This is a genomic window from Nitrosomonas limosa (assembly GCF_054188085.1).
Genome location: NZ_CM135180.1, coordinates 2880909 through 2898476 on the forward strand (window position 1 = coordinate 2880909; position 17568 = coordinate 2898476).

Here is a 17568-nt window from a genome sequence, read left to right on the forward strand (position 1 = left end):
TCTTAATCAATAAAATAAGCAGGAGTTAATCATGGCAGATGATGGATCAGCTCAATCGACAACAGTTTGGCCCATGCCGAAATTTTATTTTCAGGTTAAATGGGATTCACAAGTGATGCGGTTTCAGGAAGTCAGCGGATTGGATATCCAATCCGAAGAGATAAAATACCGTCATGGCGATAGCCCGGAATTTTCGGTCATTAAGATGCCGGGGATGAAGAAGTTTGGCAATATCACCATGAAGAAAGGCATTTTTAAAGGGGATAACAAATTCTGGGATTGGTTTAAGCAAATCAAGATGAACACGATTAAACGCCTGCCGGTCACAATCAGCTTGCTTGATGAAGGGGGTAAAGCAACGATGGTATGGACGTTGACCAATGCCTGGCCGACCAAAATTACCGGTACCGACCTGAAATCGGAAGGCAACGAAGTGGCAATCGAGAGTATTGAGATCGTGCATGAAGGCTTGACGATCGCCAACAGTTAATCACAAGCTCCGGAAAGCAGATGAGCGGTTCGATGAATATGTCATTGTCGGGCAATATTTATCCGCCATCTGCTTTTTATTTTAAGGTAATTATCGGACCGCCGGCCGGTTTGACGGTTGACACTTCGTTTCAGGAAGTTTCCGGGATCGATATCGAGATGGACGTCGAAACCGTGATCGAAGGCGGTGAAAACCGGTTTGTCCGGCAATTGCCGAAAGGCACCAAGCATTCGAATTTATCGTTGAAGCGGGGAATAGCCGCTTTAGATTCACCGCTGGTGATTTGGTGTAAATCTACACTGGAATCCGGTTTGAATTTAGCGATTAAACCCTTGCCGGTACTGGTGTACCTGATGAACGAAGACAAGGCGCCGATTCGCGGCTGGTCTTTTGATTCGGCGTATCCTTTGAAATGGGAAGTGGAAAGTTTCGGATCGACTAAAAACGAAGTGGCGATTGAAAAAATTGTGCTGAGCTATACCGCTTCATCCCGCATCATTTAGCCCGTCAGGATAAGAAGATGTCTATTGAAATAAAGCAATTACTGATCAAATCAAACATCGTCCAAAGAACCAAACAGGAGGATCCGGAGCTGCCGGAAGAGTACCGGGAACTCAAGGAGGATATTCTTTCCGAATGCCGCCGCATGATTCATGATTCTTTGCAGCGAATGGAAGACCGCTAAATGCTGCTAAGCGGAACAAAAACGCTGCTGACGATTTCTCCGTGCACAGTGAATAGCGGCAAGATCAGCGTGGATGGCTCCAGGCAAAAATTCGAAGCAATGATCAATCCCGCGGGATATGAGCAAACGCTCCGGTTAAGTTATTCGAAAAACCGGGTGCTGGGCCAACCGGGAACGGAAACCAAATACGATATCAGTCATCCGGAGAAATTTACGCTCAAGGAATTGATATTGGATGCAACCGGCGCGGTGCGTGCTAACCCGCTCGATGTGGTTAGCGATCCGGTCCCGATCAAGGATCAAGTCGATTTATTGAAAGATGTGGTTTACAACTATCAAGGCAGTAAGCACGAAGCGCCGATTGTGCAAGTAAAATGGGGAGAATTGCTGTTTTATGGACGGGTGGAAACCCTGAAACTGGATTACACCTTGTTCAAACCGAGTGGCGTGCCGCTCAGAGCCAAAGTCACGTTGACATTTGTCGAATATCAAAGCAGTGAGGAAATTTCCAAAGAAGCTGCAACCGAGTCACCGGATTTAACCCATCTGATCGAAGTGAAAGCCGGTGACACCCTGCCGCTGCTGTGTTATCGGATTTATCAGGACTGCGGTTATTATCCGCAAGTCGCCAAGATAAATAACCTGACAAATTTTCGTGATCTAAAGCCCGGGATGAAGCTTCAGTTCCCGCCATTAAGCTGAGTTTATACTATGGCAGAATCCCCTTTGACCGGTAGCACAGGTGTGGTTTCGGTAACCATCCAAAGTGATGGTGCTGCGATCGCAGACTCGGTTCAGATCGTATCCATCGAAATATTTTACGCGGTCAACAAAATTCCGCACGCCAGGATCGTTTTATTGGATGGCGATATGCCGAACAATGATTTTCCGGTGAGTAATGCTGACGATTTTAAACCCGGAGCGGAAATTACTATTAATGCCGGATACGCCAATCAGACCGACACGGTTTTTAAAGGCATCGTGATTAAGCATGGCATCAAAATGGACGGCGATAACTTCTCCCGCTTGATTGTGCAATGCAAAGATAAAGCGGTTGCCATGACAGTGGGGCGCAAGAATGCCAACTATGTCGATTCGAAAGACAGTGACATTCTCAGCAAAATCATCGGATCCTATGGTGGACTGTCGTCCGAGGTAGCGGCCACAAATACCAGCTTTAAGGAACTGGTGCAGTATTACTGTACGGATTGGGATTATGTGCTCGCCAGAGCTGAGGCCAATGGTTTGTTGGTGACGATCAATGAAGCCAAAGTCAGTGTTAAAGCTCCGCAAGTGAGCGGTGAACCGGTGTTGACGCTGACTTACGGGATCGATCTGATGGCATTTGGTGCGGACTTGGATGCCGCTGCCCAATATGAGGAAGTGAAAGGTGCCGTGTGGAATTTAACAGACCAAGCGGTACAAGTTTCACAAGCAGCTCCAGACAATCTGACCAGCCAAGGAAATCTGACAGGAAGCGATTTGGCCGCCGTGATCGCGGCCAGCAATTTTCGCTTGCAAACGCCGATATCACTCGACGATTCGGCGCTAACCGATTGGGTTAAGGGGCAGCAAGTAAAATCGGCTTTGGCGAGAATCCGCGGTTATGCATCGTTTCAGGGCAGCGCCAAAGCCAAAGTCGGTGAACTGATCGAGTTAAAAGGTGTTGGTGACCGCTTTAACGGCAATGTATTGGTGACGGCTGTAAAACATGAAATCAAACAAGGCAACTGGGTCACGGAAATCGAATTCGGCCTGTCGCCGCTCTGGTTTACGGAACAGTATAAAACCGAAGCGCCGCTGGCGTCCGGATTGGTACCTGGGGTCAGCGGCTTGCAGATTGGCGTGGTGAAAAAATTGGATGCCGATCCGGATGGACAATACAAAGTCCAGGTATCGGTTCCGGTGATGCAATCGGATACCGAAGGCGTGTGGGCGCGGCTTGCGAATTTCTATGGGTCGAATGGTTTTGGCGCTTTTTTTATTCCGGAAATCGGCGATGAAGTGGTGTTAGGTTATTTCAACGACGATCCCTCGTATCCGGTGATTCTAGGGAGTCTGTACAGCAGCAATCGCAAACCGCCATACGAATTGACTGCTGACAATTACATCAAGGCGGTGGTGACAAGAAACAAACTCAAGCTGGAGTTTGACGACGAAAAGAAAATCATCACGCTGATTACTCCCGCCAACAACAAGATTGTCATCAACGACGATCAGAAATCGATTCTGTTGCAAGACCAAAATTCCAACAAGATTGAACTGAATTCCAGCGGTATCGTGATCGATAGCCCAAAGGACATTAAGATCAGCGCCAAAGGCAAGATTACCATTGATGCCGTTGGCAATATCGAAGCAACGGCGCAAGCGGATATCAAGTGCCAAGGATTGAATGTCAATCATCAGGCAAATGTCGGTTTCAGCGCCAAAGGCAATGCCACAGCCGAATTGTCCGCCAGCGGGCAAACCACGGTGAAAGGCGGCATTGTTATGATTAACTAAGCTTCACCCGGAAAAATTAACGATCGATACAGGAGTAGCAGAATCATGCCGCCAGCTGCCCGAATAACCGATATGCATACCTGTCCGATGCAGACTCCCGGCGTTCCGCCGATTCCTCACGTCGGTGGTCCGGTCAGCGGACCTTGTGTGCCGAATGTGTTGATTGGCAACCTCCCCGCTGCGGTCGTGGGCGATATGTGCGTGTGTGTCGGACCGCCCGATTCGATTGTGAAAGGCTCGGCAACCGTCATGATTGGTAATAAGCCGGCGGCCCGGGTTGGTGATACCACCGCGCATGGCGGTGCGATCGTGATTGGTTTTCCGACTGTGATGATCGGCGGTTAATATTGGGATTCCATTAGAAATGACGGTCGATAAATCCTTTCTCGGCACCGGCTGGGGGTTTCCGCCCGAGTTTCAGATCAATGGATCGGTGAAGCGCATCTCTGCTGAAGAGGATATCCGGGAAAGCTTATACATTTTATTATCGACCAACCCCGGAGAGCGGGTGATGCAACCGACCTACGGTTGCGGTTTGAAAGCGCAGATTTTTGAAGAAATCAACGAGACCGCAGTGACGGTGATGATCGATCTGGTCAGACGCGCTATCTTGTTTTTCGAGCCACGGATCATCGTGGAAGCGATCACCGTCGAGTCGGATAATGCAAACGATATCTTGAACGGACTGATAAAAATTAACATCAGTTATATCGTGCGGACAACCAATAATCGCCATAACATTGTTTATCCGTTTTATTTCACTGAAGGGACTAACGTTAAGTTGTAATTTGTTCGGGTAAGCGGATGGGAATGCTGAGAGATTCAATGAATAATCAACTGCATATCAGTGATGGCCGGAGTCAGCAGAACAGACTGTTGCCGGCGTTGCATGAGGGTTATTTTAATGTCTCGGAAGTGCACTTCCATTCATTGCTGGCGCTGTTGGTTGATTATGCACAAGTGATGGATTTTTACACCCTGGAACACAAAATTGCCGGGACCTGGAAGCATTTTTTCTCAGCGGATGAAACCGTTGTCATTGCGACAATACTGGCGGTCGATTTGAAAAAATTGGCGGCGGGTAGTGTGGTCCAATCAACTCCGACGGATCCGGATAACTCAATCATCAATACGCTGCAGTCTTTAGCCCGCACGGAAGTCAATCGGCATGTGATTGCAGCCTATACCTCGCTGCATTTGCTGGATCAATGGCTGCAGAAATTCGCGTCGCCCCATAACCGGGTTGGCACAGAGTTACGCAAGATTCTGGAAAGCGTCATTACCGGACTGAAGAAAGATATCGATGTTCTTTGGCAATATTTGGCCGGACATCTGGAGGGTTGCAAACAGCAACAAGTTTTTTCCAGTGATTTAATTGCTTTGGTGTTATCTGCCGAAGAAAAATCGTGGATCCATCGTGGAACAAGCACCGTTGCGACAGCCGATACTGCAACCATTCGATCCAGTCATTATGCATTTGTTAAAGCTATTGAAATGGTGCAAATCAATGCCGCCAAGCTGCTTTCATCCTCTTTGCGGAGCGGTGATCACGATCCTGCAGTGGGTTTGTTGCTTGCTTTTTTACAGCTATTTCAGAAACTGCAAAAAAAATTAAACCGGTTCACGCTGAGTTATGTTGATTTTTACTATGATGAAGTGCTCAAGGCTCAGCGGCGTGATTTTTCCCCGGATTTTGTTTATTTGGTAATTACACCGAATAAAAAGGACTCTAATGTCTTGATTCCACAGGGAACCGAATTTCTTGCGAGATTGGATGAAGAAAACCTGAATATCGTCTACACCGCTACGGCGGATGTCGCGATTAACGATGCAGCCGTTCACTCAATCTATACCCTTTTCTTTAAAAGAGATCCGATGAATTTTCCAGAAAATAATTTACTGGAAAAAGCCGAGTTGGATGATCGATTCCATGAATCCGGAAGACAATTGGCAACCGGGTGCTGGCTGCGCGAGGTTCCGGTGTTGCCGGGGGCGAATGTTGATCAGGAAGATATGCTGTCCTATTCATTATTCGGCGCACCTCGAGAAGGAGAGGAGAATGCGCTGGTGCAGCAAGCGGATATCGGTTTTGCATTCGCCAGCAAGGTGTTGCTGCTGAAAGAAGGACAAAGGACGATAACGATTGAGATTTGCTTCAAGGATAACGGACCGACTTTTAGACAATGGCTTCAAAAATTAGCAGGAGCCATGCTTTCCGGTGATCATCCTGCTACGACGCTAACGCCTATTCAAGAGCAACAAGCTTTTTTTAAAGCGTTTAAGGATGTTTTTGTAATCAGCTTATCCACGCAAAGCGGGTGGCAGGAAGTAGCGGAATATTTACCATTCTATCCAGGAACCGGCCCGCAGCAAAACCCCAATAGTTTGCGCGTAACCCTGGCGTTGCCGGAAAGTTTTCCCGCAATTATCGCGGTGAATCCGGATGTGCACGGAACCGATTTCGGAAGCGAGCTGCCGGTCATCCGGTTTTTATTGAATCCCCGGAGCTATTTATATCCTTACGGGATTTTTTCCAAGTTGGAAATAGCTTCGATTGAGATAGGCGTCGAAGTCGAGGGCTGCAGAACACTGCAGCTCTACAATAATATTGGGCAATTATCGCCGCTGACCCCCTTCACACCTTTCGGTCCGATCCCGGAAGTGGGTGCGTATTTGATCGTGGGTTGCCCGGAAACGTCCGGTAAACACTTATCCGACTTTAATGTCACCCTGCAATGGGGAGGCATTCCCACTGCGCTTGGCGGATTTAGGTCCCATTATCAAGGCTATGAACTAGCCGGAAATACCGATTTCCTGGTGAGCGCCACAGTTCTGGCCAATGGCAAATGGTTGCCTGAAAATACCGGATCGGCTAACGTCAGCTCGCTTTTTGAAATGAATACCGGCCTGGACGGCGGCAGCGAGGTCAGTGAGTATCGCCAGTTATCTTGTAATGCCATTATTTCCAACTGGAGTCCTCTTGAATACCGCGGCTCCGGAATTCACTACAGTTATTCGCCATCCGCCAATAAAGGGTTTTTCAAATTTACACTCATAGCTCCGGCGCAGGCTTTTGGACATCGAGAGTATCCGCAAGTGTTGACGGAGGTGTTGACGTTTAATGCAAAACAGAAACATAGCCAGTCACTGAGAAAAATGCCGAATCCGCCTTACACGCCGATGATCCTATCGATATTTGCAAACTATAAGGCAGTCTCGAAAATCATCGTGGGCAGGGATGAAGCTAACTGTATACCGGTAATGCAAGAAAAAATCATTCATTTGCATCCGTTGGGTTGGAATAATGCAATGATTAACTCGGATCGTAGCATTTTTTTATTACCGCATTATGCCTACTCAGGTAATTTATTGATCGGTTTGCGAGGATTGATGAATGGTGGCGTGATTACGCTGTATTTTCATTTGCGCGAGAATTCGCTGCCGATTAAAGATGCCTATCTGAAAGAGTTACGGTGGTTTTATATGGCCAATAACCAATGGCTGCCATTAACTGCGCGAGAGATATTGTCAGACTCCACCCAAAGGTTCATGAAGTCAGGAATCGTTACTTTGAATATTCCGATGGATATTACGCAGGAAAACACGGTGCTTCCAGCCGGGCTATCCTGGTTGCGACTGTCAGCCGAACACGAGCTGGAAAATTTTTGCAGTGTATATTCAATCCATGCACAGGCGTTAAAAGCCGGCAGGCGGCCGGATCACGGCTCTCACAGTAATTTGATCCGGCTGCCGCCCGGTTCCGTGACGCGCGCCCGTAAAACAATTCCCGGTATCGGGGGCATCCAACAAATTCAGGCATCGTTCGGCGGTGGACTGCTCGAAGACCGGGACCAGTTGCGTGTTCGTATCAGCGAACGCCTGAAACATAAACAGCGCGCATTACTGCCGGCGGACTATGAATTGCTGATACTGGAAAAATTTCCGCAAGTCTATAAGGTAAAATGCTTTCCCAACATGACTCCGGATTTTGTGACCACGCAGCGGTTTTCTCCCGGTCAATTGATGTTAGTCGCGGTACCTTATCTGTCGCATGATGAAATTACGATGCAGCGGCCATTCTTGAGCGGTCATATGATCAATGAAATACAAGATTACATCTGTAAGCTGACTTCGCCGTTTGTCGCGATTCATGTCTGTAATCCGGTTTATGAAGTGATCCAGGTCCGGTGTACGGCCAAGCTGAAAAACCCGCTCTTGGCCGGCCAGCATCTGAGTCAATTGAATACCGCGATTTCTGATTTTCTGTCGCCATGGAATGAATCCGTAGGAAATACCAGCCATTTTGGCTGGTGTATCAGTAAGCACGATATTGAATCTTATATTCAGAATATCGACTACATTGATCGTGTCACCAATCTGTCAATCTTACGCATCGCACCCAGAGGCGAAGGCTTTTTTGAATTGTTCGATAGCGCGGCGCAAATGGCGGATAGCACAGAATCCGGGGATATCGTTCCAATCTATCCTTGGAGTATCGTGGCGCCCATTAAGCAACATTTTATCGAGATGGATGACCGCTATGATTTGATCGAACCGGAAATAACCGGGATTGGGGAGTTGGAGATTGGCAGTACTTTTATTATTTCTGATGAAAAATGGCGCGAAAAGATAGAAAAACACTAGAAGCCAAATTCAAGAATGGAAGAATGCCGTCGGAAGTCGCATTTGCCGATCTCATTGATTCAACTTTGAATCTGATTGACGATGGATTCGAAAAAACTGTCGAAGACGGGCTCAAGGTCGCGCAATTGGGTGATGGAAAACTGATGAGCTTTTATCAAAATATGTCAACGCTCAGCGCTATGTGGTTTGTTGGGATTGATAAAGCAACTGCGAATTTAAGCTTTGGCAATCCTGAGAATCCCCATGTCTTGACTTTGCGCAGCATCGGCTCTGCGAATTCCGAATCCGCAAATGCCGCTAAAATGGGGGTAGGCATTAATACTGCGACACCCCGTTTTGAATTGGATGTGGCCGGAACGATCGCGTCTCATGGTCGTGTGGGCCAGCGCGGAGAATTTGCCGTACCTGCTGACGGTAATTGGCACGATATTACCGAAATGTTGACTGGCTGCCAGGCGTTTGAAGTGGTTGCCGGTGTCGGCGGTAAGGATGCCGACGGCAAGTTTGCGTTGATGCACGCATTTGCCCTGAATACCTACAATACCAAGGGGCATATCACTTATCACCAGTCCCATTACGGTGCAAAATGTAACCGCCTCGAATTGCGCTGGCAAAATGGCGAAAATGTCGAAAACTTCGAATATAGGCTGCAAATGCGTGTCGAAGCCGCATACGGAGATAATATCTGGGTCAACTATCATATGACCCGGCTTTGGCATGATCCGCTGATGTACGAGAGCGAAAAGCAACCCGAATCGGTTTATCCGCAGGTTATGCGTAAGCGGCAACAGGCAACGGACAAGTAAAATGGCCGAGCGCACGTTCACTATCAGTTTGAATCTGGAAGAAGGCAATGTGCTATTGGAAGCGCTTGCGGAATGTCCATTTAAATCTGTTTTTGAGTTGATCGGCAAATTGAATCAGCAGGCCAATCAATTGTTTGTTCCCGGTACTTCTCCGCAGGAGCGGCGGCAATTTATTTTTACCGAAGCCGAACTTTCGCGTTCTCTCAAAGCTTTGGAAAACATGCCCTATCATCGCGTCCACAAGCTGCTGGAAGATTTGAATGGACAGATCGGGATGCAACGGAATAATCAGCATTCAACCGCAGTTACAACCGGCTATGTCAACATCTGATCAAATACCACGGCTTAGGATTGATCCGGATGGTCTTGATTTTGATACATTAAGAAAAGAAGCATTCGATAGGGTTCAGGATCTCAGCGGGGAAATCTGGACCGACTACAATACCCACGATCCAGGCGTTACCATCTTAGAACATCTTTGCTATGGTTTGACGGATCTATCTTACCGAACCGGATTTGAAGTTCCAGACTACTTGGCCGGTCAGGACCATAAAATCGATTATCGCCAGCATGCATTATTTTCGCCTGAGGAAGTGTTTCCTAGTGCAGCCGCCACAGAAATCGACTATCAAAAAGTATTATACGATGCGATCCCCGAGATTGATTATGTTTGGCTGGAGCCTTATACCTCCGGCGAGGCTCCTGCCCCGAAGGGACTCTATTCGGTTTTCGTGAAACTGGATGAAGCGCAATTGCAAAGTGGCATCGACAAACCGGGACCGGAAGATGGCCGGTTACGGGAATTTTCGACGGAACTCGAGTCGATCAGCCGGACCTCGGACCAGGTACGCAACCAACTGGATCAGCTCGGTGATAGCTTGGATCGCTGGCTGGAAACTTTGCAAAGAGGGCGGGATGCGGTGAGCGATCCCGCCCAGGTAGATCCGGCGCCCGCGCAATTCGTCAACCAACTGAACGATATATTGCGTCAGCTCGATCGTGCCTTGTCCGCTATCGATAGCATTTGGAGCCGGATCAACAGTCTTTGGTCGGTTATGGTTGATTCTATAACCGGTTCCGATTTGACTGACCGTTTCCAAGAGATTCTGATGAAAATGAATGCAGTATTCGGTTATACCAAACTGCACGAAGCACTGCAGCATGCTTTAGCGTTTTTTCATCTGCACCGTGAATGCGAGCCTATGGACATTGACCGGCTGGCAACTCTGATTATTCCGCTGTCGAAGTTCGAGCACGCATTGATCAAGCTGGATCAATTGCTGCTGGAAATCGGAGATGGCTTATTCACGCAAATTGAATTACCGGATAATGCCATCACAGCGTCTGACGAGGCAGCGATTAAACAAAAAATTCGAACGGTTTTTTTGCAGCATCGCAATCTCTGCGAAGATATTCACCATATCGAAATCATTCACACCATGCCTTTTTTTCTGGCGGGAGAAGTGGAAATTCAACCGTCATACAGCCGGGCTAAGATTTATGCCGAGATTTTTCTCAAATGTGCACATTGCGTTTCATCCGGAATCCAGATTGATCGCTATGAATCGGTTTTCGAAAAATTGGGCGATTACGAGCAGATTTTTTGCGGCCCTTTGACAAGTCATGGACATATTAATGATCGTTGCTTTGAGGGATCGCAGCAAGTTCTGGGTGTGATTGATCTCATTACCCTGGTGAATCAAATCGAAGGGGTCGTTCAAGTCCGTGAGTTGTATTTGCTGGATCGGGACAATAAAAAGCACACTAGCATTTCCTATGATTCTTCCCGCTACGTTTTTCCGGATTTATGTTTTCCCAAATCGGGCAATCCGAAGCAAGTGTTGAAACTGGTTTTTGCGCAAACCGCCAGTCAACGGCAAACGGCTCGAAGTACTCCGGGTTTTGGATCTTTCGACGGCGCTCCGGATGCCGAATTACTCGAAGAGGCCCGGCTGGAGCTTCGTAAGTTGGTTTTTGAATACTACGCCTTCAGGAACAACCGCGTTTCGTATCCGCAATTGATCCCGCTGCCCAAAGGCCAGCGCCGGCCCTTGCAAGACTATTATTCAATCCAGCATCACTTTCCAGCTATTTATGGAATTAACCGCTATGGTGTTCCGCAATCCAAACCTCTCGAAGTCAAAGCACGGGCGAAGCAGCTAAAAGCCTATTTGTTTCCCTTCGAACAGCTTATGGCGGATTATTTGCAGAATCTGCAAGAGCTTCCAAATTTATTTTCACTGGATCCTGAGCTTGAGCAATCTTATTTTTCTCAATTTCTGGACGATCAAAATATTCCCGGTATCGAGCAGCTTTATGCGGGCGGCCAAGCGAGCAGCCGGACTTTATTATCCGGCATTTTGCGCCACTACGATGCTTACGCCGAACGGAGAAACCGGCTGCTGGATACATTACTGGCAATGCATGGTGAAGAATATCCGCAAAAGCTACTGCTGCAATTCGACTGTTATTGGCGAGAGAATCCGGAAAACTGGATTATTAATAACAAAATCAATTTTTTGAGGTGTGTCCGGGAAATTACACGCGACCGCGCGCTTGGCTACAATTATTTAAAGCCGGCGATACGGACCGCCGGGCAGGCGGTTACTGAAAATATCGCGGGGGCTCATCTGCGCATCAATGTGCTCTTGGGGTTGACGCAATATCGCAGCATGCCCTCAATTACAGAAGTTTTACTGGCGAGAAACTGCCGTCTGATTCCTGATCGGGTGCTGGCGCAATCGGTCAATTTTCTCTCCGAAGAGATGGAACAATCAGCGGAATCAATCTTCTTCGAGGTAGGAAAATTCGCCGGACTCTCGACTCCTGCAGCGTTGCCAGCGCTGGGCTATAGCATTTTTAAAGCCGGAACTGAGTTACGTAATTATCGGTTGGTCAATTCGGGCGATCAAACGGTGGTATGCCTAAAAACCGGGCAATCTGCGCGACTTTGGCCTTTGGAGACAAAAGCCAGCCGGGATGAGGCGATCCGCTATGCTTATGAGCTGTGTCATGCACTTACGCAACTCAATATCACTTGCGAAGGCTTTCATTTGATAGAGCATGTATTACTCCGGCCCCGAGGCGCAGAACAGTCCGGCGTTATCCCCGATTCCGGTTCTTTTTTTGATTTCCGGGTCAGTGTGATTTTTCCCTCGTGGACAGCGCGTTTTTCAAATCCGGCGTTCAGGAAGTTTGCAGAAGAAACCGTGCGTTACAACCTTCCGGCGCATGTATTCCCGGAGTTTTATTGGCTGGATTTTGTTTATATGCGAGATTTCGAGCAGCGTTACCGGATATGGCTGGATTGCATGCAACAAACCGATCCGGATCAGCCGAGCCTCGAGCAGCTCAACAATGCATCTAAAAGACTCATCACTTTCCTTGTGAAAAATAGAAAGGAAAATAGCCATGCGTGCTGGATTTAGTGAAAACTCACCGGCACATTGCATTGAAGAGCTTATTTTTGATTGTTCTTTCGATTCCATGACCATCGCACAGACGTTCGAAACGGATATGAGTGGTTGGTTAACAACCCAATTATTGCCGGTCATCGATAGCGTTTTTCTCGAGTTTGACGAGACCGGCGTGGTATGGCGTATGGATCAGCTGGAGCTCGATCTGGGCGATATTCACGAGGACAACTTTTACGATGTACTGGTGCAGCGGTTACGTGAAAAACTGAGCGAGTGTCTACACGCACAACAAAATAAAATACCTGACATCGGTCTGGAGACTGCGGCCTTGGGGTCGGCACGGCGTATCACTCGGCTGCAGTCGGATCTGGAACAATTGCGGGATTTCTTGTTAACCGGTACTTTACCCTGGCATATCGACGGCAAGGATCAACGGGCCCATGAAACCATGCTTCAACGCGTGTTGCAGTCTGAAAATGCCGGGGAGTTATTGATTACTCTGTTGAAACGTTTGCCGGCGGATGATCGGACAATCTCGGTGAGACGTTTGATCTCACAATTTCCCCAGCAGCATTTGGAAAATTTGCTTTTCCACATGACCCCGGCGCATGCTGCCATGCTCGCAGATTTTATGAGGATTTACCGGCAAGCCCTGTTTGAACACGCTGATTTACAAAGCTCGCCTGCTGAGAAATCGGTCGCTGCATGGGTTCACTCGTTCGAATTTTTACTGTTAAATAACCGGCTGCCCGATCACCCAACAGCGCTATTGCGCCAATTAATCGATCAAAATGCGATCAGCCAGCCGTGGCAAGAGCCGGGACAGTTAGTGAGACAATTGATAGCAACAGCGTCTCAATGGAAAAAATCCGGAAAGATTGATGATGTTTTGTGTGAGGCTTTGCAAGCACTTGATACCGAATTTTTCGGGCGGAAGCCTGTTGCGATACTTCCGGGTAACGCCGCAGCTCGTAGCGGGTCAGCGAGGCGTGCGCTTATTGAGCGAGAGACACCGGTGGCGCGGGTCATAGCCGCGCTATGCGGAATGGGACCAATAGGAGCACCGGCTCACAAGTGGACGGATCAGGAGCCGGCGGCCTTCAGGCGGGAATTGCAAAAGTGGCTAAGTGCAGCGGCAGTGAGAGCCGAGGTGATCAAACTGCCGACCCGCCTGCTGCAGGATATTCACTTCGTGTTGTCGGAGCAAGCGGCGTTGATAATGGAAGACTTGCTTGGTTACAGCGACAAGCTGTACAAGCTGAAGCATCAAGGCGGTGAGCTTAGCCGTGCACAATGGCAACAGAAACTGTGGATGGCCAGTTTAACCTACTGGTCATCGCAACCCGGCACGGCGTTGGAGCCGCTGGCTTACTTGCAAGCGCTGGCGCGCGGTGTAACAGACCAGGACAATCCGCAGAAACTATTGCGTGCCTGGCTAACGGCGCTGCAACGCACACAATCGCATGGAACGCTGGTTACGCAACTGCAAATGGGCATGGCAACTGCACCCGGGCGGCAGACGGCCAGAGGGAAAGCCACAGCATTTCTGGTGGATGAAGTAGCGGAAGGCGTTACAACTTACCAGGAACAGCAACAGCAGCCTCAAGCCGAAGGGATTGATACCGCGCAACAGCAACTGCGGCAACACTTGCAAGCGATGCCGATCAAACAGCCGGAACAACTGCAGCAGTTCTACCAGGAATTACGCCGTGGCCGCCATGATTTAACGGCAACGCACCTGCACGTAAATGACTTGCGCAATCTGATTGAAGGATTGCTGCGGGCTGAATCGGCGGTTTCAAATGCCGACCGCCAGCTTTTTCTGCAAAGCATCGATCAGCAAGCGATGCGGATAACTGATCAACGCGGCTACTACCGGAGCATACTGGAAGCGATGCTGCAAAATCGCGAAATTGACGTGGAAGCAATTGCAGCATCGGTGCAGCGGGACGCTGAGAGCGTCAGCACCGGAGGCAAAGAAATCTCAACAAGCGATACGTTTGCGGATATGGCAAAAGCTGGGCAAGCCGTGCCCCTCAAGGCAGATCCGCCAAAGCCCGCACCGCCAGGCAGCGAATCGGACTGGCAAGCGGAAGCAGCGTATCACGTAACCTATGAAAAGATCTTGCGCGGGTTGCAAAAGGTTGGATTGCTGAAAGAAATCGCGCGATTCAGCGCGACCGGCATGCGGGTAGCGCAAATACAGCAACGGCTACGGGAGCTGCTCAGCAGCATGGAACTGGACGAACTGGCGGGTAAATTACCGCCGGCATTGGCACTTGATCTCGTTTATTTGCTGCAACCGCAGGCGGCGCGCATCATGGAACATCTGCTGGCGCAGGGTACGGCATTGCATGGGATCGCGGGGGAAGAAGCGGCGCTGAACCAGGCGCAGTGGGCGCAACGGATACGCCGGGGGGCAATTGCTTATTGCCTAACGGAAGCTGATCGCGAATTCGAGCCGGCGATCTACCTGCACACACTGGCGCGCGCGGTATCCGCTGGCACCGATAGCGGAGAGACGCTGCTGGCTTGGTACGAGCAACTGGAACAGATCAAAGCCTACGGGGCATTGCATGCGATGTTACAAATGATCAATAAGTTATCCCAGGCTTCCCAAAATTCGATATCGCGGACTCCAACAGTTGCACCGAGTCACGTTGATAAAATAAACCAGGAAACGGCAGCTCAGCCGGCCGTGCTTGACGGTGCATGGAGGCCAGCACGGCAGAGACAGCTGGAGCGAGAAACACCGGCGGCGCGGGTCATAGCCGCGCTATGCGGAATGGGACCAATAGGAGCACCGGCTCACAAGTGGACGGATCAGGAGCCGGCGGCCTTCAGGCGGGAATTGCAAAAGTGGCTAAGTGCAGCGGCAGTGAGAGCCGAGGTGATCAAACTGCCGACCCGCCTGCTGCAGGATATTCACTTCGTGTTGTCGGAGCAAGCGGCGTTGATAATGGAAGACTTGCTTGGTTACAGCGACAAGCTATACAAGCTGAAGCATCAAGGCGGTGAGTTTAGCCATGCACAATGGCAACAGAAACTGTGGATGGCCAGTTTAACCTACTGGTCATCGCAACCCGGCACGGCACTGGAGCCGCTGGCTTACTTGCAAGCGCTGGCGCGCGGTGTAACAGACCAGGACAATCCGCAGAAACTATTGCGTGCCTGGCTTACGGCCCTGCAACGCACGCAATCGCATGGAACGCTGGTTACGCAACTGCAAATGGGCATGGCAGCTGCACCCGGGCGGCAGACGGCCAGAGGGAAAGCCACAGCATTTCTGGTGGATGAAGTAGCGGAAGGCGTTACAACTTACCAGGAACAGCAACAGCAGCCTCAAGCCGAAGGGATTGATACCGCGCAACAGCAACTGCGGCAACACTTGCAAGCGATGCCGATCAAACAGCCGGAACAACTGCAGCAGTTCTACCAGGAATTACGCCGTGGCCGCCATGATTTAACGGCAACGCACCTGCACGTAAATGACTTGCGCAATCTGATTGAAGGATTGCTGCGGGCTGAATCGGCGGTTTCAAATGCCGACCGCCAGCTTTTTCTGCAAAGCATCGATCAGCAAGCGATGCGGATAACTGATCAACGCGGCTACTACCGGAGCATACTGGAAGCGATGCTGCAAAATCGCGAAATTGACGTGGAAGCAATTGCAGCATCGGTGCAGCGGGACGCTGAGAACGTCAGCACCGGAGGCAAAGAAATCTCAACAAGCGATACGTCTGCGGATATGGCAAAAGCTGGGCAAGCCGTGCCCCTCAAGGCAGATCCGCCAAAGCCCGCACCGCCAGGCAGCGAATCGGACTGGCAAGCGGAAGCAGCGTATCACGTAACCTATGAAAAGATCTTGCGCGGGTTGCAAAAGGTTGGATTGCTGAAAGAAATCGCGCGATTCAGCGCGACCGGCATGCGGGTAGCGCAAATACAGCAACGGCTACGGGAGCTGCTCAGCAGCATGGAACTGGACGAATTGGCGGGTAAATTACCGCCGGCATTGGCACTTGATCTCGTTTATTTGCTGCAACCGCAGGCGGCGCGCATCATGGAACATCTGCTGGCGCAGGGTACGGCATTGCATGGGATCGCGGGGGAAGAAGCGGCGCTGAACCAGGCGCAGTGGGCGCAACGGATACGCCGGGGGGCAATTGCTTATTGCCTAACGGAAGCTGATCGCGAATTCGAGCCGGCGATCTACCTGCACACACTGGCGCGCGCGGTATCCGCTGGCACCGATAGCGGAGAGACGCTGCTGGCTTGGTACGAGCAACTGGAACAGATCAAAGCCTACGGGGCATTGCACACGATGCTGCAGCGCATGATTTCGCAATCCATCATAACTTCCGGGTTGCGTGCGGAAGCAACCAGGCCGCAGAGTCGAACAGTGAGCAACGCTACAGAACTTGCAAGTCCTGAAGCATTTCCGGCGATCGATTGGGATTCTCTGCTGAAAGGATCACAATCCGGCGATGTCTACGAAGAGATTTTCATTGATAATGCCGGAATGATTTTAGCCGCGCCCTATTTGCCGCGATTGTTCACATTGCTGGAACTGGTCAACGACGGCGCATTTGTTAACCGGCAAGCAGCGGAGCGGGCGGTCCATTTGTTGCAATTTCTGGTCAACGAGCAATTGCAGTCACCGGAATATCAATTGACGCTGAATAAGATTTTGTGCGGTATCACTACCGGCATTCCGATTTGCCGGGAAATTGAGATCAATGACCGTGAACAAGAAACGATAGAAGGCTTGCTGTGCGGCATGATTCAAAACTGGAAAACTGTCGGTAATACCTCCATCAGCGGGTTACGCGAAACCTTTCTGCAGCGTAAAGGCGTATTGCAGTTAAAAGAAGATGGGCTATGGTATTTAACGGTCGAGCCGGGTGTGTTTGATATGCTGCTGGATAGTTTGCCGTGGAGTTTTTCGGTAATTAAGCACGCTTGGATGGAACATGCAGTGCATGTAACCTGGCGCTAAATTGTTGTGATCTGTTTTTTTACATCGAA

Annotated in this window: 12 protein-coding genes; all 12 read left to right on the forward strand. The window is 49.7% G+C overall.

Features of this window, described 5'->3' with window-relative positions; all coding sequences use genetic code 11:
* The first annotated feature begins 31 nt into the window (after window positions 1-31).
* The 12 genes from ACV7NC_RS13450 to ACV7NC_RS13505 are packed head-to-tail and all read left to right on the forward strand — an operon-like array spanning window position 32 to window position 17539.
* Entirely contained in the window at window positions 32-490 is a 459-nt protein-coding gene (locus ACV7NC_RS13450) for a phage tail protein (protein WP_292924259.1), read from the forward strand.
* A gap of 32 nt (window positions 491-522) precedes the next feature.
* Complete coding sequence (locus tag ACV7NC_RS13455) at window positions 523-993, forward strand: phage tail protein (RefSeq protein ID WP_458153103.1); 471 nt, start codon at window positions 523-525, stop codon at window positions 991-993.
* Between the two features lie 17 nt (window positions 994-1010).
* A complete protein-coding gene (locus ACV7NC_RS13460; RefSeq protein WP_458153104.1) occupies window positions 1011-1175 on the forward strand; it encodes a DUF5908 family protein in 165 nt (54 codons plus the stop codon).
* Window positions 1176-1877, forward strand: a complete 702-nt coding sequence (locus ACV7NC_RS13465; protein ID WP_458153105.1) for a CIS tube protein — start codon at window positions 1176-1178, stop codon at window positions 1875-1877.
* 9 nt (window positions 1878-1886) lie between these two features.
* Window positions 1887-3677, forward strand: coding sequence for a type VI secretion system tip protein VgrG (vgrG, locus tag ACV7NC_RS13470; protein ID WP_458153106.1), 1791 nt, complete (start codon window positions 1887-1889; stop codon window positions 3675-3677).
* A gap of 45 nt (window positions 3678-3722) precedes the next feature.
* Entirely contained in the window at window positions 3723-4022 is a 300-nt protein-coding gene (locus ACV7NC_RS13475) for a PAAR domain-containing protein (RefSeq protein ID WP_458153107.1), read from the forward strand.
* A gap of 19 nt (window positions 4023-4041) precedes the next feature.
* Window positions 4042-4464 carry a GPW/gp25 family protein gene (locus ACV7NC_RS13480; protein WP_458153109.1) on the forward strand — a complete coding sequence of 141 codons (423 nt, stop codon included), beginning with the start codon at window positions 4042-4044 and terminating at the stop codon, window positions 4462-4464.
* 38 nt (window positions 4465-4502) lie between these two features.
* Window positions 4503-8321: a hypothetical protein gene (locus ACV7NC_RS13485; protein WP_458153110.1), complete on the forward strand. Its 3819-nt coding sequence runs from the start codon at window positions 4503-4505 to the stop codon at window positions 8319-8321.
* Window positions 8294-9127, forward strand: a complete 834-nt coding sequence (locus ACV7NC_RS13490; RefSeq protein WP_458153111.1) for a hypothetical protein — start codon at window positions 8294-8296, stop codon at window positions 9125-9127. The genes ACV7NC_RS13485 and ACV7NC_RS13490 overlap by 28 nt, the downstream gene beginning before the upstream one ends.
* Window position 9128: 1 nt before the next feature.
* Window positions 9129-9458 (forward strand): hypothetical protein, encoded by a 330-nt coding sequence (locus ACV7NC_RS13495; RefSeq protein ID WP_458153113.1) that lies wholly within the window; start codon window positions 9129-9131, stop codon window positions 9456-9458.
* Entirely contained in the window at window positions 9445-12555 is a 3111-nt protein-coding gene (locus tag ACV7NC_RS13500; protein ID WP_458153114.1) for a hypothetical protein, read from the forward strand. Before ACV7NC_RS13495 ends, ACV7NC_RS13500 begins: the two co-directional genes overlap by 14 nt.
* Entirely contained in the window at window positions 12539-17539 is a 5001-nt protein-coding gene (locus ACV7NC_RS13505; RefSeq protein ID WP_458153115.1) for a contractile injection system tape measure protein, read from the forward strand. The genes ACV7NC_RS13500 and ACV7NC_RS13505 overlap by 17 nt, the downstream gene beginning before the upstream one ends.
* Window positions 17540-17568: the final 29 nt, after the last annotated feature.